Here is an 18688-nt window from a genome sequence, read left to right as displayed (position 1 = left end):
ACAATCCGGCGAATCCAAGGCGTGGAACGCGTCCAAGCCTCGTTTCGCCAACGCGGCCGACATCGCTCTCCTACCACGAAGAGGCGAGAAATGGGACTCCCCGAGGCCCCCGACCGCGTCCGTCAGACGGGGGAACCGATTCACGCGCCCGCGGCGCGCCCCGAGCCCGGCGCCGCCGGACGCCGCGCGCCGAAAAGGCCGTCGACGATCAGCAGCGCGACGCCGAGATTGATCGCCGCGTCGGCGAGGTTGAAGACGAAGAAGTGGCGGCCGAACGCATGCAGGTCGAGGAAGTCGACGACCGCGCCATAGACCAGTCGGTCGTAGCCGTTGCCGATCGCGCCGCCGATGATCAGCCCGAGGCCAAGGCCGACCAGCAGCGCCCGCGCGCGCCACAGCCACAGCGCGATCAACGCGGTGACGATCGCGGTCAGCGCCAGCAGCAGCCAGCGCCCGGCCGCCGATTCCTGCGCCAACAGGCTGAAGGAGATGCCGCGGTTCCAGCGCAAGGCGAGGTCGAGAAACGGCGTCAACGGGGCCGGCGCCGCCGCGGTCGCGTCGAAATCGGCGAGCACCAGCGCCTTCGCCGCGCGGTCGAGCGCGACGACGGCGACGATGGCGACGGCGCCGAGGACGCGCGCGCGCATCACGCCCGCCGCATGACGGCGAGCTCGCGCAGCGCGGCTGCGTCACGCGGGCTGACGTCGGGATAGTCCGGGTCGGCGGTCGTCGGATCGAAATAGCGCCAGGAGCGCGCGCATTTGACGCCCAGCGCACGCTCGACGACGACCGCGACGCCGGGAACGTCCGTCAGGCGGAAGGCGTCGGCCGGCGTTTCTGCGCCGGAGGCGAGGACGAGACCGGAAGTGATGCACACTTCGGCGAAATCGACCTCGGCGAGCGCCGCCTTCAGTTCGGAATCTTCGACGTAGACGCGCGGGCGCGCTTCGAGCGACGAGCCGATCGCCTTGGCCTCGCGCGCCTTCTCCAGCGCGCCGGTGACGACCGAACGGGCGCGGCGGATCGCGTCCCAGCGGCTGGCGAGCGCGTCGTCGAGCCATGCCGCCGGCGCGGTCGGGAACTGCTCGAGATGAACCGAGCCGGCGGTTGGATCGCGCGACGCCCACCCCTCTTCGCAGGTGAAGGCGAGGATCGGCGCCAGCCAAACGGTCACATAGCGGAAGATGCGTTCGACCGTCTCGAGCGCCTCGCGCCGCAGCGCGCTCGACGGCGCGTCGCAATAAAGCGCGTCCTTGCGGATGTCGAAATAGAACGCCGACAGATCGACGTTCATGAAGCTCGACAGCGTCGCGACGACCTTGGCGTAGTCGAAGTCGGAATAGGCCTTGCGCACGATCGGATCGAGCTGGGCGAGGCGATGCAGCATCAGCCGCTCAAGCGGCGCGCGCGGCAGGGCGTCGCCGAGCGGCGCGAGCGGCCGATGGGCGAGCGTGCCGAGCATCCAGCGCAGCGAGTTGCGCAGCTTGCGGTAATTGTCGGCGACGCTTTTGAGGATTTCCGGGCCGATGCGCTGGTCGTCGGAATAGTCGACGCTCGCCGCCCACAGCCTGAGGATGTCGGCCCCCGAGGCCTTGATGATGTCCTGCGGGAAGGTCTGGTTGCCGAGCGATTTCGACATCTTGCGGCCCTTCTCGTCGAGCGTGAAGCCGTGCGTCAGCACGACGTCGAAGGGCGCGCGGCCGCGTGTGCCGCAGCTTTCGAGCAGCGAGGACTGGAACCAGCCGCGGTGCTGGTCCGAACCTTCCAGATACATCACCTCGTCGTCGCCGCCGTCGCGCCGGCGCTTGATCCCGGCCAGACCGGGGAAGTGGACCGGGTCCTCGAGCACGTAGGAATGGGTCGAGCCGGAATCGAACCAGACATCGAGGATGTCATCGACCTTCTCGTAATCGGCCGGATCGTATTCAGGCGCGAGGAAGCGGCGCGCCGCGCCCTCCTCGTACCACGCGTCGGCGCCCTCCTGTTCGAACGCCGCGGCGATGCGCGCGTTGACGCGATCGTCGATCAGGATTTCGTGGCCGCCCTTCTTGACGAACACCGCGATCGGCACGCCCCAGGCGCGCTGGCGGCTCATCACCCAATCGGGCTTGGCCGACACCATGCCGCGGATGCGGTTTTCGCCCGCGGCCGGCGCCCAGCGCGTCTCGCCGATCGCGCGCAACGCCGTCTCGCGCAGCGTTGGACTGTAGACGCGGTCGGCGACCGCGTCTGGTTCCGGCAAAGGCGGCGCTTCGCGCCTGACGCGGTCGGCGACCGCGTCTACAGCGCCGGCGATCGGCTTGTCCATGGCGATGAACCATTGCGGCGTATTGCGGAAGATGATCGGCTTCTTCGACCGCCACGAATGCGGGTACTGGTGCTTGAGCTTGCCGCGCGCGATCAGCGCGCCCGCCGCGATCAGCGCGTCGATGACGGCCTTGTTGGCGTCGCCTGGCTCGCCCTTGTCGGTGAGCACGCGCTTGCCGGTGAAGCCCGGCGCCTCGTCGGTGAAGGCGCCGTTCTCGTCGACGGTGTATGGGATGCGCGTGTCGATATGGCGCGCCGCGAGTTCGCGACCGCTCGCCATCCACAGCTCGAAGTCCTCGCGGCCATGGCCGGGCGCGGTGTGCACGAAACCCGTGCCCGCGTCGTCGGTGACGTGTTCGGCGGCGAGAAGAGGGACGTCGAAGCTATACGCATCGATGGCCGTGCGGAGTGGATGCTGAAGAATCAGGTGCGCTAAATCATCTGCCGTAATGTCTTCGACCCGGTGGAATTCCTCGACCTTGGCAGCCCTAAAAAAGTCGCGCGCCAGCTTGTCGGCAAGGACGTAGCACGCGCCGGCAGCAGCCCAGTTGCCTTCCGGTGCTGACGTGACTCGATAGAGCCCATACTCAATACGCGGCGAGTAGGCGACCGCGCGGTTGCCGGGAATCGTCCAAGGCGTTGTTGTCCAAATGACAATCGAAGCATCTTTGAGGCGCGTCTTCAAGCTGGCACTGCGATCTAGCGCAGCTTGAATTTGTTCATGCGGCGCGTGGACGAAAAAGCGCTCGTCTGCATCCGTTGCCGTTGCCACGACTTTCGTCCGCGCCGGAAATGCCACATAGATCGTGTCGCTGACGTAATCTTCGTATTCGACTTCCGCTTCGGCGAGCGCGGTCTTCTCGACCACGCTCCACATCACCGGCTTGGAGCCGCGGTAGAGCAGGCCGTTGGCGGCGAACTTGTGGATCTCGCGCGCGATTTGCGCTTCGGCGGGATAGGTCATCGTCAAATAGGGATGATCCCAGTCGCCGACGACGCCGAGCCGCTTGAACTCCTCGCGCTGCACCGAAACCCAATGCTCGGCGGTGGCGCGGCATTCGCGGCGGAAGGCGACCATCGCCTTGGCGTCGCTGAAGTCGGGCTTCACCTTGCCCTTGCGGCGGTAGTTCTCCTCCTCGACCTTCCACTCGATCGGCAGGCCGTGGCAGTCCCAGCCGGGCACGTAGTTGGAATCCTTGCCCGCCATCTGCTCCGAGCGGACGACCAGGTCCTTGAGGATCTTGTTGAGCGCATGACCGATGTGGATGTTGCCGTTGGCGTAGGGCGGGCCGTCGTGCAGCACGAATTTCGGCCGCCCCTTGCCGCTTGCGCGCAGCGCCGCGTAAAGCCCTTCGCGCGCCCAGCGGGCGAGAATTTCCGGCTCTTTCTGCGGCAGACCGGCCCGCATCGGGAAATCGGTCTTGGGCAGATAGAGCGTGTCGGAATAGTCGGGGCCTTGGGCGGACGCTTCGGTCATGGCGAACAGGTCAACATGCGGGAATGAGGGAAGCTCCGGGCTTCGCGGCGCACGGATTAGATGATTTGGCCGGAATCGCCAAATGGGCGGGACGCGACGACCGCGCGCGCCGCGGCGAGGTCGAGCGCCATTTGCGCCTTCAGCGCGTCGAGCGAAGCGAATTTGCGCTCTTCGCGCAGCCGGGCGAGGAACGCGACCTCCATCTCCCGACCGTAGAGGTCGGCGGAAAAATCGAACAGGTGGACCTCGAGCAGCGGCGCGCCGGAATTGACCGTCGGACGCACGCCGAAGCTGGCGACGCCGCCGTGGATCTTGCCGCCGACCGCCGCCCTGACCGCATAGACGCCGAAAGCGAGCCGATTGGTCGGCTCGAGCGCCAGATTGGCGGTCGGAACGCCGAGCGTACGGCCGACCCGCTGGCCGGGAGCGACGATCCCGGCGACGACGTAGTCGCGGCCCATGCCGCGCGCCGCCGCCTCGACGTCGCCGCGCTCGAGCGCGCGGCGGATCGCCGAGGACGAAACGACTTCGGCGCGGCCGTCGATCGGCGCCTCGACCTTTTCGACGATTTCGACCGCGAAACCGAGCCGCGCCCCGGCGCGCACGAGATCAACGGCCGCGCCGGCGCGCCCGCGACCGAAGTGGAAGTCCCAGCCGACCACGACCGCGCCGACGTCGAGCCGCGCCACCAGCGTCTGTTCGATGAATTCGTCCGCCGTCAGGCCGGCGAGCGCCGCGTCGAAGGTCAGCGCCGCCGCGCCGGCGAGGCCGAGCGAGCGGAAGATGTGCGCCTTGATCGGCAGCGGCGTCAGGCGAAAGACGACCGGCCGGCCGGCGAAATAGTCGGCCGGATGCGGCTCGAAGGTGAGGACGGCGGCGGGCGCGCCCCGTTCGGCGGCGAGCGCCAGGGTGCGGGCGATGACCGCGGCGTGGCCGCGGTGGACGCCGTCGAAATTGCCGACCGCGTAGACCGCTCGTTCGAGTCCGGCCGGCGGCCGCGCCGGGTCGATCGCCAGCGCGAAGGATCTCGTCGGGGCTTGAATCAAGGCTGCATCCGGCGCCGCGGCGCGACTTTGGTTTGAGGCGCGCGGAAACTGCCTCGCGGCGCCGGCAGGGTCAAGGCGCCGACGCTTGGCCCTTCGGCACGCTCAACACGCCCTCGCCGTCGAGCACCACTCTGCCGTCGACCAGGCACTCGCACTTGAGCCGCACCCGCCGTCCCGTCTCGACAAGCTCAATCACCTCGACATTGACGTCGATCACGTCGCCGATTTTGACCGGCCCGCGAAAGTTGAGCGTCTGGGAGATGTAGACCGAGCCTGGGCCCGGCAGGCGCATGCCGATCACCGCCGAAATCAGGCTCGCGGTGTAGAGACCGTGGACGATGCGCTCGCCGAAGCGGGTCTTGCGGGCGAAATGGTCGCTGAGATGGATCGGATTGTGGTCGCCGGTCAGTTCGGCGAAGCCGACCACGTCTTCGCTCTCGACCGTCTTGCGCAGGGATTCGCGCATGCCGAGCGCGAGGTCCTCGAAATAGAGGGTCTGCAATCCCAGACTCGGCATGGCGGCGCGCTCCTGGCGCTGGCGGCTTGGCGGCGACTATGCCCGCTCCGCGCCGCCGCGGCCATTCGACATTGGCGCCGGTGGGCCTGTTCGCTAAGGGACGAGCGCGCGGATGGCGGCGACCGGCCGCGGCGCGGGCGACGCCAGCAGCCGCTGCAGCGCGTCGTCGGGCGCGCCGGAACCATAGAGTTCGCCGCGATGGATGCCGTCGGCGACGAACAAGGCGTCGAGCCCGGCCGCGACGGCGCCGGCGAGGTCGGTGCGCAAGGCGTCGCCGATCGCCAGCGCCCGCGCCGGCGCGACCGGAGCGCCGCGCAGCGCCGCGATCCGCTCCAGCGCCGCTTTGTAGATCGGCCGATGCGGCTTGCCGGCGTAGATCGTCTCGCCGCCGAGCGCCTCGTAGACCTCGGCGAGCGCGCCGGCGCAATAGACGAGCTTGTGGCCGCGATGGACGACGAGATCGGGATTGGCGCAGATCATCGGCAGCCGGCGCTCGGCGAGCCTCGCCAGCCGACCGGCGTAATCCTCGGGCGTCTCGGTCGAATCGTCGAACAGGCCGGTGCAGAGGACGTAGGCCGCCTCGTCCGGCCCGACCAGCGCCGGCGCGACGCCGCCGCGCTCCGCCGCCGCGGCGATCAGCGCCAGATCGCGCGGCGGGCCGATGTGATGGAGCGGCGCGCCGCCGCGCGCGGCGATCATGCCGATCGCGACGTCGCCGGAGGTGACGACCGCATCGAAAGCCTCCGGGGCGACGCCGAAAGCGAGCGCCTGGTCGCGGATGATCGGATTGGGGCGCGGCGCGTTGGTGATCAGGACCACCGTCCCGCCGTCGCGGCGGAACGCGGCGAGCGCCTCGGAGGCAGGGCGGAAGGCGTCGCGGCCGTTGTGCAGCACGCCCCAGATGTCGCACAGGATCGCGTCGTAGCGGCCCGACAAGGCGCCGAGCCCGTCGATCAGCGGGATGGGATCGTCTGCGATGTCGGCGGCCATGGCGCAAGCGGTTAGGTTGCGTGGAGGACCGCGTCAAGCGGGCGGATCAAGCGGCGCGCATCCCCCGGGCTCCGTCCTAGGTCGTCTTGACGCTGCTCCAAGGGGTTCCTACCTATTGGATATCCTTGAGGGCGCGATTCCGCCCGCGCTTGCCCGGAGTGCCGCCATGTCCGCCAACACCTCGAAAGTCACCGACGCCAGCTTCGACGCCGACGTCCTCAAATCCAGCGAGCCGGTCGTCGTCGACTTCTGGGCCGAGTGGTGCGGCCCCTGCCGCATGATCGCCCCGGCGTTGGAGGAAATCGCGGTCGAGATGCAGGGCAAAGTCAAGATCGCCAAGTTCAACGTCGACGAGAACCCGAGGATCGCCTCCGAACTCGGCATCCGCTCGATCCCCACGCTGATGGTGTTCAAGGGCGGCCAGCGCGTCGCGGTCAAGACCGGCGCCGGCCCGAAGAGCGAACTGTCGCGCTGGATCAGCGCTTCGCTCTGATCGGACCGCTCCATCTCCAGGCCTTGCGAACGCCGGCGACAAGCCGGCGTTTTGCGTTTCGGCCCAGGTTGACGCTTCTGGGAAAGAGGCCGACCGATCCTCCTCATCGTGAGGAGCGCCGCGCCAGCGGCGCGTCTCGAACGACGAGGAGGATCGACGCGCCACGATTTGCAGCGAGCGCCTCCTCGTCCTTCGACTCGCCCGCTTCGCGGGCGGCTCGGGATGAGGAGGTTTTTTGGCTGTCGACGCGGCCGATGACCGCGTCCGCAGGCGCCTAGATCGGCAATCGCACGCAGGCGCGCAGGCCGCCGAGCGGGCTGGTCGACAGCGTGATCTCGCCGCCGTGCGAGCGCGCCACGTCGCGGGCGATCGCCAGGCCGAGGCCGGAGCCGCCTTCGTCCTGGTTGCGCGCCTCGTCGAGCCGGTGGAACGGCCGGAACACGTCCTCGCGATGTTCGGGGGCGATGCCAGGTCCGTCGTCGTCGACGCAGATGTTGACGAAGCGCTGCTCGCGCGCCGCCTTGAGCGCGATCGTCTTGGCGTGGCGCTCGGCGTTGGCGACCAGATTGCCGAGACAGCGCTTGATCGCGATCGGCCTGACCCTGACGTTGAGGTCGCCCTTGGCCTCGACTTCGACGCGCGCGCCATGGCGCTCGGCGTCGGCGCGCAAGCCGTCGAGGACGCCTCTGAGATCGGTCAGCTCGGTCGGCTCGCCGGCGTCGCCGCGCGCGAAAGCGAGATAGCCCTCGAGCATGCGCTGCATTTCGTCGACGTCCTTCTGCATCGGCTCGACCTCGGCCGATTCGTCGATGACGGCGAGCGACAGCTTGAAGCGGGTGAGCATGGTGCGCAGGTCGTGGCTGACGCCGTTGAGCATCGCCGTGCGCTGCTCGGTGGCGCGTTCGATGCGCCGCTTCATCTCGATGAAGGCGTAGCCGGCCTGGCGCACCTCGCGCGCGCCGCGCGGATGGAACTCGGCGTCGCGGCCCTTGCCGAAGTCCTCCGCCGCGTCGGCGAGCCTGAGGATCGGCCGGATCTGGTTGCGCAGGAACAGGATCGCCACCGTCACCAGCACCAACGACGCGCCGAGCATCCACAGGATGAAGATATGGACGTTCGGCTCGTAGGCGAGCGTGCGGCGGGTGATGAAGCGCAGCACCCGCCCGCCGAGGTTGACGCGGATTTCCATCAGCCCGGAGCGGCCGACGGTGTCGACCCAGAACGGCAGCCTGACCTGGGCGCCGAGCTCCTCCGGCAGGGCGCGGGTCAGCGGATCGAGCACGTTGAAGAAGGTTTCCGGCGTCTTCGGCGGCAGCGGGCCGGGCGGCAGCGTTTCGACGTCCATATGGAAGCGCGCGGCGATCGCGTGCAGCTTGGGATCGTCGACCCCCGGCGGCAGGGCGCCGTAGAGATCGACCATCGCCCCCACGTCGCGGGCGACGGCGGCCGACAGGCGGTGGGTGACGATGTCCCAGTGGCGCTGCATGAACACATAGGCGACTGCGGTCTGCAGCAGCACCATCGGCACGATGACGATCAGCAGCGAGCGCGCGTAGAGGCCCTTGGGCAACAGCTCAGCGACGCTGCGCGCGACCCAGCGCCAGGCCCGGCGGAGCTGCGAAAGCGCGGTGAGCGCCGAACTCGCCGCGGCGATCATCCGTCGGCGAGCAGGCGATAGCCTGATCCGCGCGCCGTCTGCAGGTAAACCGGATTGGCGGGGTCGACCTCGATCTTGCGGCGCAGCCGGTTGATCTGGACGTCGACCGTGCGCTCCTGCGCCGACGCGCCGGCGCCCGACAGCGCCTCGCGCGACACGCTGGCGCCGGCGCTCGCGCACAGCAGGCGCAAGATCTCGCGTTCGCGCTCGGTCAGGCGGACGATCTCGGCGCCGTTGCGCAGTTCGCCGCGTTCGAGCGAGAAGGTGAACGGGCCGAAGCGCGCCACCGCGCTGTCGCTCTTGGGCGCCGGCGCACGGGTGCGGCGCAGAACCGAGCCGATGCGCAGCAGCAGTTCGCGCGGCTCAAACGGCTTGGCGAGATAGTCGTCGACGCCGATCTCGAGGCCGCGCACCCGGTCGGCTGCGTCGGAGCGCGCGGTCAGCATGACGATCGGCACGTCGGAGCGCTTGCGCAGGCTTTCGGCGAAGGCGAAGCCGTTTTCGCCTGGCATCATCACGTCGAGAACGATCAGGTCGAAGGAGAGGTTGGCGAGGAAGCCGCGCGCTTCGGCGGCCGAGGCGGCGACGGTGACGCGGTGGCGGTGCTTGGACAGATAGGCCGAAAGCAGGTCGCGCAGGCGGCGGTCGTCGTCGACCACCAGCAGATGGGCGGCGTCGTCGGCGAGCTCGGCGGCGCTCATTTGGCGCCGCCCCGGCCGGAGGCGATCAGCGCCATCACCCGTTCGCGCTCCGGCGCGTCGATCATCGCTTGCAGGAACGTCGACGCCATCGCTTTCGCCCCCGGCCCAACTTCGTCGAGCGCGGCGGCGAAGCGGCGGGTCTGCAGCTTGGCGAGGTCGCGGGCGAGCTTTTCGCCCGCTTCGGTGGCGTAGAGCTGGCGATGCCGACGGTCGGTCGCGCCGGCGCGCGCATCGATGAAATTCTTGGCGAGGAGTTCCTTGAGCACGCGATTGAGGCTCTGCTTGGTGATCTTGAGGATGTCGAGCAGCGCCGCGATGGTCAAGCCGGGGTGGCGGCTGACGAAATGCAGCACGCGATGATGGGCGCGGCCGAAACCGAAGGTCTCCAGCAGCCGATCGGCGTCGCCGACGAAATCGCGGTAGGCGAAGAACAGCAGTTCGATCAGCTCGTAGAGCGGCGCCTCCTCCCGCGCCGCGGCCGAAGACGTCGCGGCCCGTCCGCCCATGCGCGTCGGTTCGGCCATTTAGGTCAGCAATGTTGACATATTGCCCGGCTCCTGCTAGCCATTGCCGCCAGACCTGCGGGGCTATTTAATCCGCGCCGGGATAAAATCAAAATCTAACCGGCCAATCCAAGGAGCGCGCTATGGCGGCCCAGACATTTGACGATCGCGACGGCTGGATCTGGTACGACGGCAAGCTTGTCCCGTGGCGCGACGCCAAAGCGCATGTTCTGACCCACGCGCTCCATTACGCCAGCGCCGTCTTCGAGGGCGAGCGCGCCTACGGCGGCAAGATCTTCAAATCGACCCAGCATTCCGAGCGCCTGCGCCATTCGGCGCGCGTCCTCGATTTCGAGGCGCCCTACAGCGCCGCCGAGATCGACGCGGCCAAGGCCCAGACGCTGCAGAAGAACGGTTTCGTCGACGCCTATGTGCGGCCGATCGCCTGGCGCGGCTCGGAGATGATGGGCGTCTCGGCCCAGCACAACAAGATCCATCTCGCGATCGCGGTGTGGGACTGGCCGAGCTATTTCGATCCCGCCCAGCGGATGAAGGGCATCCGCCTCGACCTGGCCGAATATCGCCGGCCCGATCCGGCGACCGCGCCCTCGCTCGCCAAGGCGGCGGGCCTCTACATGATCTGCACCATCTCCAAACATCGCGCCGAGCGGCGCGGCTACGCCGACGCGATGATGCTCGACTGGCAGGGCCGCGTCGCCGAATGCACCGGCGCCAACATCTTCTTCGTCAAGGACGGCGTCATCCACACGCCGACCGCCGATTGCTTCCTCGACGGCATCACCCGCCAGACGGTGATCGAGCTGGCGCGCCGGCGCGGCGTCGAAGTCGCCGAGCGACGCATCATGCCCGAAGAGCTGGCTGGCTTCAGCGAGTGCTTCATCACCGGCACGGCGGCGGAAGTGACCCCGGTCGGCGAAATCGCCGGGCGCAAGTTCACGCCCGGCGCGCTGACCGCGGCGCTGATCGACGATTACGCCGCCGAGGTGACGCCGAAGTCGAAGGCGGCCTGAGCCGCCTTCACCCCACCGCGCTGACGAAGCTGTCGAGCACCATCTTGCGGCCGGCGCGGTCGAATTCGACCGTCAGCTTCGGCCCGTCGACGGCGACGACGTCGCCGTTGCCGAACTTGATGTGGAACACCCGCGCGCCGACGGCGAACTGCGCCGACGGCCCGTCGCGGGCGACGACCCGGCCCTCGATGACGCGCGGCGGCGCTTTCGTCTCACGCCCGGCGTCGGCCTGGCCCGCATTGGCTTGGGCCGAATTAGCTTGGGCGCGCCGCCAGCCCGGCGTCTCGTAGCGCGAAGCGAAGGCCGGGTCGCGATCGAAGCGCGCGGCGGCGAAGACCTCGGGCCCGCCCTGGGCCCCGACTGCCTCGACATGATCGGCCGGCAGCTCGTCGATGAAGCGCGACGGCGCCGAGCTCTGCCACAGACCGTGCACGCGGCGATTGGCGGCGAAATAAATCTTCGCCGCGCGGCGCGCGCGCGTCAGGCCGACATAGGCGAGGCGACGCTCTTCCTCGAGCCCGGCGCGACCGTTCTCGTCGAGCGCGCGCTGATGCGGGAACAGGCCTTCCTCCCAGCCGGGCAGGAAGACGACGTCGAACTCCAGCCCCTTGGCGGCGTGCAGCGTCATGATCGACACGCGATCCTCGCCCTCGCCGCTCTCCGCCTCCATCACCAGCGAGACGTGCTCGAGGAAGGCGGCGAGGCTGGGAAATTCGCCCATCGACCGGGTGAGCTCCTTGAGGTTTTCCAGCCGTCCTTCGGCGTCGGCGGTGCGCTCGGCCTTCCACATGTCGATCAGGCCGCTCTCCTCGAGAATGGTTTGGGCGAGTTCGTCGTGCGGCGTCGTTTCGACCGCCGCCGCCCAGCGATCGAAATCGCGCAGCAAATCGCGCAGGATGTGGCGCGGCCGCGCCTTGAGCTCTTCGGTCTCGATCATCGCCCGCGCCGCTCGGGTCAGCGAAACGCCGGCGTTGCGTCGATAGACATGCAGCAGGTTGAGCGTCGCTTCGCCCAAGCCGCGCCGCGGCGTGTTGTGGATGCGCTCGAAGGCGAGGTCGTCGTCGGGTTGGACGACGCAGCGCAGGTAGGCGAGCGCGTCGCGAATTTCCGCCCGCTCGTAGAACCGCGGGCCGCCGATCACCCGATAGGGCACGCCCAGCGCGATGAACCGTTCCTCGAACTCGCGCATCTGGAACGAGGCGCGCACCAGGATCGCCATCTCCCTGAGCGGCGTGCCGGCGCGCTGCGCCGCCTCGATCTCGTCGCCGATGACGCGCGCCTCTTCCTGGCTGTCCCACAGCCCGCCGACCGTCGGCTTCTCGCCCATGCCGGCCTCGGTGTAGAGCGTCTTGCCGAGGCGGTTGCGATTGTGGGCGATGAGACCGGCCGCGACAGCGAGAATATGGCCGCCGGATCGGTAGTTGCGCTCGAGCCGGATCACCGTCGCGCCGGGGAAGTCGCGCTCGAAGCGCAGGATGTTGTCGACGTCGGCGCCGCGCCAGCCGTAGATCGACTGGTCGTCGTCGCCGACGCAGCACAGGTTGCGATGGCCCTGGGCCAGCAGCCGCAGCCACAGATACTGGACGACGTTGGTGTCCTGGTATTCGTCGACCAGCAGATAGCGCCAGCGCCGCTGGTAGTCGGCGAGGACTTCCGGCCGCTCGCGGAACAACCGCAGCCCTTCGAGCAGCAGATCGCCGAAGTCGACGGCGTTGAGCGACTTGAGCCGTTCCTGATAGAGGCGGTAGAGCGCCGCGCCGCGGCCGTTGGCGAAGCCGGCCGATTCGTCGGCCGGCGCGCGCTTGGGATCGAGGCCGCGGTTCTTCCAGCGGTCGATCAGCGCCGCCAGCGCGCGCGGCGGCCAGCGCTTGTCGTCGACGTTCTCGGCCTGCAGGACCTGCTTGAGCAGGCGCAACTGATCGTCCGTATCCAGAATGGTGAAATTCGGCTTGAGGCCGACCAGTTCGGCGTGGCGGCGCAGCACTTTCGCGCCGACCGAGTGAAAGGTGCCGAGCCACGGCAGGCCGTCGGCGACGCCGGTCAACAATCCGACCCGCTCGCGCATTTCGCGCGCCGCCTTGTTGGTGAAGGTGACGGCGAGGATCTCGTGCGGCCGCGCGCGCCCGGCGGCGATGAGATGGGCGATGCGGGTCGTCAGCACCCGCGTCTTGCCGACGCCGGCCCCCGCCAGCACCAGCACCGGCCCGTCCAGCGCCTCGACCGCGCGGCGCTGCTCGGGATTGAGGCCGGCGAGATAGCGGACGCCGAGATGCGCGGCGGCGCGCGCCGACAGCCGGGCCTCCGCCGCTGGCGCGACGGGATCGGGCCAGAGCGGGGCTGGAGAGGAATCGCGGACCATGGCGAATCATGCTTCGCCAGGCCGCGCCAGGCAACGAGAATCGCCGCGCCAGGCGACGAGAAAAGGCCGCGCCGAGCGGCGGGAAGCGGTTTTCCCCGCTCGCCTTGGGGTCAATTCCAGTTGTTGATCTGGATCGCCGCCGGGGTGAGGATCGCCGCGAACAGGCCGGGCAGGAAGAACAGGATCATCGGCACGGTCAGGGTCGGCGGCAGCGCCGCGGCCTTCTTCTCCGCCGCATTCATGCGCTGGTCGCGGCTCTCCTGGCCGAGCACGCGCAGCGCGGAGCCGAGCGGCGTGCCGTAGCGTTCGGACTGGATCAGCACGGTGGTCAGCGAACGGATCGATTCGAGGCCGGTGCGGGCGTTGAGATTCTCGAATGCGGTGCGTCGGTCCGGGAGATACGACATTTCAGCCGAGAGCAGCGTCAGCTCTTCGGCCATTTCGACGCTTTCGACGCCGATTTCGCCGCTCACCTTGCGCACCCCGTGCTCGATCGACATGCCCGATTCGGCGCAGATCAGCATCAGGTCGAGCGTGTTGGGATAAGCGCGCTCGATCGACTTCTGGCGTTTCGTGGTGGCGTTGCGCAGATAAATCTCCGGCGCCTTGACGCCGAGGTAGACCGCCGCCATCACGCCGCCGAGCTTGATCGCCAGCGGCTGCTGCCAATCGGCGAAGCCGAAGATGTAAACCGCCGCGATGATCGCGAAACTGATCGGGGCGATGAGACGGCCGGCGACGAAGGCGTATTCGGCCCCGGCGCCGCGGAAGCCGGCCTTGGCCAGCTGTTCCTTGGCCGTTTCGGTGCTCAGCCAACTCGTCAGGTTGAGCGTGTCGACCAGCCGCTTGAGCATCGAGCTCGGGCGCGACCGCAATTGGGTCCGGTTGTCTTTGGCGGCGAGGCGTTCGCGCTCGCGCTGGCGGATGCGCTCGCGCTCGTCGGAGACCGCGCGGATGCGGCGCGACAGATTGTCGGTCTGCAGCATCGGCACGACGACGGTCAGCGCCGTCGCCGCGCAGCCGAGCGCGGCGAGCAGGAACGCCATGAAGTGCCCGTCGCCGAGCCTGTCGATGACCAGATCGAGCATCGCCTGTCTCCGCCTAGAAGTCGAAACTGATCATCTTGCGCATCATCACCACGCCGATGCTCATCCAGAAGCAGGCGATGGCGGCGACGATGCGCCCGTGCTGGGTCATCCACAGCAGGCTGATGTATTTCGGCGAAGAGAGGTAGAGCAGCGTGGTGACGACGAACGGCACCGCGCCGATGATCGCCGCCGAGGCCTTCGCCTCCATCGCCATCGACTTGATCTTGCCCTTCATCTTCTTGCGCTCGCGCAGAGTGCGCGACAGGTTGCCGATCGCTTCGGACAGGTTGCCGCCCGACTTGCTCTGGATGCCGATGACGATCGAGAAGAAATTGGTCTCGCTGATCGGCACGCGCTCGGCGAGCTTTTCCGCCGCCTCGGGAAGCGGCAGGCCGAGCGCCTGCGCTTCGACCAGTTTGCGGAATTCGGAGCGCACCGGCTCGGGCGATTCGTTGGCGATGATCCTCAGCGTGTCGCCGAGCGGCAGACCGGCCTTGACGCCGCGCACGATAATGTCGAGCGCGTTGGGGAAGATGTCGACGAATTTGTTGATGCGCCGCATGCGCAGCCGCGACAGCACCAGGTTGGGAAGGCCGAGCGCGGCCATCAGGCCGACCAGCCCGGCGAGCGGCAGGCTGCCCGATTTGATGAAGACGGCGAGCGTAACCACGACGGCGACCGCCGCCGAGATCATCAGGAACTGCCGCTTGTCGATCGGCAGGCCGGCCTGGGCGATGCGGGTGGCGAGGTCGGGGCCTTTGCGTTTCGACTTCTTTTCGAGGTCCTTGAGGCTCTCGGAGATCTTCTTCTTGTTGGCGGCGCGATCGGCGACGGCGGCGTTGGCCTTCTCGTCCGTCTTCTGCACCGAGGCGCGTCGCACGTCGGCGCGCGAATTGCCGCCGGCGAAGACGAACGCCATCCCGCCGAGGGCGAAAATCGCCAGGCCCGCCGCAAGAACCGTGTGGTTTATCATCGCTCCGCCCTCGACTCGAACGCTACGGCTCCACGCGGACTTCCGACTCGTCGAGCGCAGCCGCCAGCCGCTGCTCTTCGCCGAAATATCGCGCGCGATCCCAGAAACGCGGCCGACCGACGCCAGTCGAGCGATGCCGGCCCAGGAGCTTGCCCTGCGCGTCCTCGCCGAGAATGTCGTAAACGAACAGGTCCTGGGTGATGATGACGTCGCCTTCCATCCCCATCACTTCGGTGACGTGGGTGATGCGACGCGAGCCGTCGCGCAAGCGCGCCGCCTGGATGATGACGTCGACCGAGGAGACGACCATTTCGCGGATGGTGCGCGAGGGCAGCGAGTAGCCGCCCATGGTGATCATCGATTCGATACGGCTCAGCGCCTCGCGCGGCGAGTTGGCGTGCAGCGTGCCCATCGAGCCGTCGTGGCCGGTGTTCATCGCCTGCAACAGGTCGAACGCTTCCGGACCGCGCACCTCGCCGACGATGATGCGCTCGGGACGCATGCGCAGACAGTTCTTCACCAGATCGCGCATCGTCACCTGACCAACCCCTTCGAGGTTGGGCGGCCGCGTCTCCAGCCGCACCACGTGGGGTTGCTGCAGCTGCAGTTCGGCCGCGTCTTCGCAGGTGATGACCCGCTCGTCGGGCTCGATGTAATGGGTGAGGCAATTGAGCAGCGTCGTCTTGCCGGAGCCGGTGCCGCCGGAGATGATGACGTTGCAGCGCACGCGGCCGATGATCTTGAGGATTTCCGCGCCAGCGGGCGAAATCGAGGCGAACCGGACGAGCTGGTCGAGGGTCAGCTTGTCCTTCTTGAATTTGCGGATCGTCAGCGCCGCGCCGTCGATCGCCAGCGGCGGAGCGATGACGTTGACGCGCGAGCCGTCGAGCAGGCGCGCGTCGCAGATCGGCGAGGCCTCGTCGACGCGGCGGCCGACCTGGCTGACGATGCGCTGGCAGATGTTCATCAGTTGGGCGGCGTCGCGAAACCGGACATTGGTCAACTGGATCTTGCCGCCGACTTCGATGAAAGTCCGATTGGGGCCGTTGACCATGATGTCGGCGATGTCGTCGCGCGCCAGCAGCGGCTCGAGCGGGCCGTAGCCGAGCACGTCGTTGCAGATGTCGTCGAGCAGGTCTTCCTGCTCCGAGATCGACAGAACGAGGTTCTTGATCGCGACGATTTCATGGACGATGTCGCGGATTTCCTCGCGCGCGCTTTCCGGATCGAGCTTGGCCAACGCCGCGAGGTCGATCGCCTCGATCAGCGCGCCGAAAATCATCGACTTGGTCTGGAAATAGCCGTCGGAGCGACGTTCCTGCTGGCTATGGACGGCCGGCTCCGGCGCGGCGGCGGCGGGCGAGGTCGCTTCGACGCGCGGCGGCGGCGGCGCGACCGTGACGGGCGTCGCCGGGCTCAGGCCGGGATTGGAGCGCTTGCCGAACATCTCTCTTTCCCTGCGTCAGCGTCCGCGCCGGCTGGCGCGGCGACCGGCGGCGGTCAACCTTTCTTGCCCATCAGCTTGGCGAGAAACGGATCGAACAGGCCGCGCTTGGCGCCGCGCGCTTCGGCGCGGCCGGCGAGCTTGGCGGCGAGTTCGCCGAACGTCTCGGCGACTTTTCCCTTCGGCTCGATTTCGGCGATCATCTGGCCATTGTTGGCGGCCGCGCCGAACAGCTTGGGGTCGTGCGGAATGGCGGCGAACGGCTCCGCCTCGACCGTCTTGGCGAAATCGGCGAGCGCGATTTCCGGCCGCTTTGGCATGCCGAGGCCGTTGATGACCAGTCGCGGCGGATAATCGTTGGGCCGCGCGCCGCGGATCGTGTCGATGATGTTCTTGGCGTTGCGCAGGTTGGCGAGATCGGGCGCGGCGACGACGATCACTTCGTCGGCGGCGATCAGCATCCGCCGCGTCCAGCCGGTCCAGGCATGCGGCAGATCGAGTACGATCCACGGCGCGGCGGCGCGCATGGTGTCGACCACCGAATCGAACGAAGTCTCGCTGAAGTCGTAGACCCGGTCGAGCGTCGCCGGCGCGGCGAGCAGGTGCAGCCGATCGCCGCACTTGGACAACAGCCGATCGATCAGATTGGAGTCGACGCGCTCGGGAGCGAACACCGCCTCGGCGACGCCCTGGGGCGGATCCTGATTGTAGTCGAGCCCGGCGGTGCCGAATCCGAGGTCGAAGTCGGCGACGATCGTCGGCGACTCCAGGTCGCCGGCGAGCGCCCACGACAGATTGTGGGCGACGGTCGAGGCGCCGACGCCGCCCTTGGCGCCGATCACGGCGACGACGCGGCCGAGCGGCTTGGCCCCGGGAGCGCGGAACAGGTTGGAGACAGCCTGGACGAATTCGACCGCGGTGAACGGCGCGACCAGATATTCGCTGACGCCGCGCGCCATCAAATCCCGGTAGAGGACGATGTCGTTGACCCGGCCGAGCACGATGACCCTGGTGCCCGCGTCGCAGAAGTTCGACAGCTCCTCGAGCTGCTCGATCAGCAGCTCGCGGTTGGCGGTCGCCTCGAGCACGACCACGTTGGGCGTCGGCGCGCTGCGATAGGCTTCGACCGCCGCTGCGGCGCCGCCCATATTCTGCTTGACGTGGGTCTTGGCCATGCGTCGGTCGGCGATCGCGGTCTGGACGATCGCCGCGGTCTCCGGCGTCTCGCAGAACGCCTGGATCGACACGCGCGGCACCGGGTCGATTTGCGGGATGGCGACCGGCCGCTGCGACGGATCGATGGAATCGACTGCCTGAACGCGCATCGTCAACCTCCCCCGCCAACCTGGCCGATCGGCGTGAGCTTGGTCGCCCAGTTGGTTCCGGGGTCTGTGCCGTTGCGCACGTCGCCGATCGCCCTCAGCCGCATCGAGACGTCGCCGGGGCCGCTGGCGCGGCTCTGCGCGAGATCGCGCGGGTCGGCGACCTCGGCGGCGAGCGTTGATTGGGTCGCGCAGCCGAAATTGGGGTAGGAATCGTTCTTCCACCCTTCGATCGTGCCGCCCGAGGCGAGGTCGGTCGGCCAAATGCCGCATTGCCCCGCCACCGTCGCCTTCAGGCCCTGAAACACCAGCCTGATCGGCGAAGCGCGGTTCGCGGCGGCGTCGGGATAGGAACCGACCGAGACGTAGCCGCGCAGGCCGGCGCCGGCCAACGCGCGTCGGATCTGGTCGATCGTCCGCCCGTCGCGGCCGCGCTCGCCGGCCGGAGCGAGAATGGCGATCCGCCCATCGCCGAACTCGCGGTAGCGTTGAGCGAAGGCGCGGATGTTGTCGATCGACTGCTGGTCGAGCGCGTCGCCAGTCGGATAGACGTCGAGGGCGGTCGGCGCCTCCGCGAGAGCGATCGGATAGCGCGCGTGGTAGTCCCCGGGCGGAACCGAATCGTTGGAGGCGTAATTGACGCCGCAGCCGACCAGCGTTGTCGCCGCCGCGACGAACAACGCCGCGCAGCTGAACGGGCGGGCGGAGGAGCGACGAGGAAGCAGCGAAGACATCGGGAGGCTTTCCTTGGCGATGGACGGCATGGCTTTCGTGTCCGCG

General features: G+C 68.3%; 16 protein-coding genes. 2 read left to right on the top strand and 14 right to left on the bottom strand.

Annotation, left to right across the window (positions count from 1 at the left end; all coding sequences use genetic code 11):
* Positions 1-140: 140 nt before the first annotated feature.
* The 5 genes from lspA to ABSF49_RS00485 form a co-directional block, all read right to left on the bottom strand.
* Complete coding sequence (gene lspA / locus ABSF49_RS00505) at positions 141-647, bottom strand: signal peptidase II (protein WP_424110664.1); 507 nt, start codon at positions 645-647, stop codon at positions 141-143.
* The gene (gene ileS, locus ABSF49_RS00500) at positions 647-3784 is read right to left on the bottom strand and encodes an isoleucine--tRNA ligase (RefSeq protein ID WP_424110663.1); all 3138 of its coding nucleotides are present in this window, start codon (positions 3782-3784) and stop codon (positions 647-649) included. The genes lspA and ileS overlap by 1 nt, the downstream gene beginning before the upstream one ends.
* A 56-nt stretch (positions 3785-3840) precedes the next feature.
* Positions 3841-4830: a bifunctional riboflavin kinase/FAD synthetase gene (locus tag ABSF49_RS00495; RefSeq protein WP_424110662.1), complete on the bottom strand. Its 990-nt coding sequence runs from the start codon at positions 4828-4830 to the stop codon at positions 3841-3843.
* Between the two features lie 70 nt (positions 4831-4900).
* Entirely contained in the window at positions 4901-5347 is a 447-nt protein-coding gene (locus tag ABSF49_RS00490) for a MaoC family dehydratase (protein WP_424110661.1), read from the bottom strand.
* Between the two features lie 93 nt (positions 5348-5440).
* Positions 5441-6337: a TIGR01459 family HAD-type hydrolase gene (locus tag ABSF49_RS00485; RefSeq protein WP_424110660.1), complete on the bottom strand. Its 897-nt coding sequence runs from the start codon at positions 6335-6337 to the stop codon at positions 5441-5443.
* 166 nt (positions 6338-6503) lie between these two features.
* Here ABSF49_RS00485 and trxA point away from each other — a divergent pair, with 166 nt between their 5' ends.
* On the top strand, positions 6504-6830 hold the full coding sequence (gene trxA, locus ABSF49_RS00480) for a thioredoxin (RefSeq protein WP_424110659.1): 327 nt from the start codon (positions 6504-6506) through the stop codon (positions 6828-6830).
* A gap of 274 nt (positions 6831-7104) precedes the next feature.
* Here the strand turns inward: trxA and ABSF49_RS00475 are convergent, their stop codons facing one another.
* Genes ABSF49_RS00475 through ABSF49_RS00465 form a run of 3 tightly spaced genes read right to left on the bottom strand, consistent with a single transcriptional unit; the run spans position 7105 to position 9712 of the window.
* Positions 7105-8487 carry an ATP-binding protein gene (locus ABSF49_RS00475; RefSeq protein ID WP_424110658.1) on the bottom strand — a complete coding sequence of 461 codons (1383 nt, stop codon included), beginning with the start codon at positions 8485-8487 and terminating at the stop codon, positions 7105-7107.
* Positions 8484-9188: a response regulator gene (locus ABSF49_RS00470; protein WP_424110657.1), complete on the bottom strand. Its 705-nt coding sequence runs from the start codon at positions 9186-9188 to the stop codon at positions 8484-8486. The genes ABSF49_RS00475 and ABSF49_RS00470 overlap by 4 nt, the downstream gene beginning before the upstream one ends.
* The gene (locus ABSF49_RS00465; RefSeq protein WP_424110656.1) at positions 9185-9712 is read right to left on the bottom strand and encodes a MarR family winged helix-turn-helix transcriptional regulator; all 528 of its coding nucleotides are present in this window, start codon (positions 9710-9712) and stop codon (positions 9185-9187) included. The genes ABSF49_RS00470 and ABSF49_RS00465 overlap by 4 nt, the downstream gene beginning before the upstream one ends.
* A gap of 122 nt (positions 9713-9834) precedes the next feature.
* Between ABSF49_RS00465 and ABSF49_RS00460 the strand changes: the two genes are divergently transcribed.
* Entirely contained in the window at positions 9835-10722 is an 888-nt protein-coding gene (locus ABSF49_RS00460) for a branched-chain amino acid aminotransferase (protein ID WP_424110655.1), read from the top strand.
* 7 nt (positions 10723-10729) lie between these two features.
* Here ABSF49_RS00460 and ABSF49_RS00455 read toward each other — a convergent pair whose 3' ends face one another.
* From ABSF49_RS00455 to ABSF49_RS00430, 6 genes are all read right to left on the bottom strand, one after another.
* On the bottom strand, positions 10730-13081 hold the full coding sequence (locus tag ABSF49_RS00455; protein WP_424110654.1) for an ATP-dependent helicase: 2352 nt from the start codon (positions 13079-13081) through the stop codon (positions 10730-10732).
* A gap of 110 nt (positions 13082-13191) precedes the next feature.
* Positions 13192-14169 carry a type II secretion system F family protein gene (locus tag ABSF49_RS00450; RefSeq protein ID WP_424110653.1) on the bottom strand — a complete coding sequence of 326 codons (978 nt, stop codon included), beginning with the start codon at positions 14167-14169 and terminating at the stop codon, positions 13192-13194.
* Between the two features lie 13 nt (positions 14170-14182).
* Complete coding sequence (locus tag ABSF49_RS00445; RefSeq protein WP_424110652.1) at positions 14183-15142, bottom strand: type II secretion system F family protein; 960 nt, start codon at positions 15140-15142, stop codon at positions 14183-14185.
* A gap of 22 nt (positions 15143-15164) precedes the next feature.
* Positions 15165-16589: a TadA family conjugal transfer-associated ATPase gene (locus ABSF49_RS00440; RefSeq protein WP_424110651.1), complete on the bottom strand. Its 1425-nt coding sequence runs from the start codon at positions 16587-16589 to the stop codon at positions 15165-15167.
* A gap of 53 nt (positions 16590-16642) precedes the next feature.
* On the bottom strand, positions 16643-17911 hold the full coding sequence (locus ABSF49_RS00435; RefSeq protein ID WP_424110650.1) for a CpaE/TadZ family protein: 1269 nt from the start codon (positions 17909-17911) through the stop codon (positions 16643-16645).
* Positions 17912-17913: 2 nt separating this feature from the next.
* Positions 17914-18642 carry a CpaD family pilus assembly protein gene (locus ABSF49_RS00430; RefSeq protein WP_424110649.1) on the bottom strand — a complete coding sequence of 243 codons (729 nt, stop codon included), beginning with the start codon at positions 18640-18642 and terminating at the stop codon, positions 17914-17916.
* Between the last annotated feature and the right edge of the window lie 46 nt (positions 18643-18688).

It is taken from the genome of Roseiarcus sp. (assembly GCF_049514155.1).
GTDB lineage: Bacteria > Pseudomonadota > Alphaproteobacteria > Rhizobiales > Beijerinckiaceae > Roseiarcus.
The sequence above is the reverse complement of the archived record's forward strand: the minus strand, read 5'-3'. Positions and strand labels throughout refer to the sequence as shown.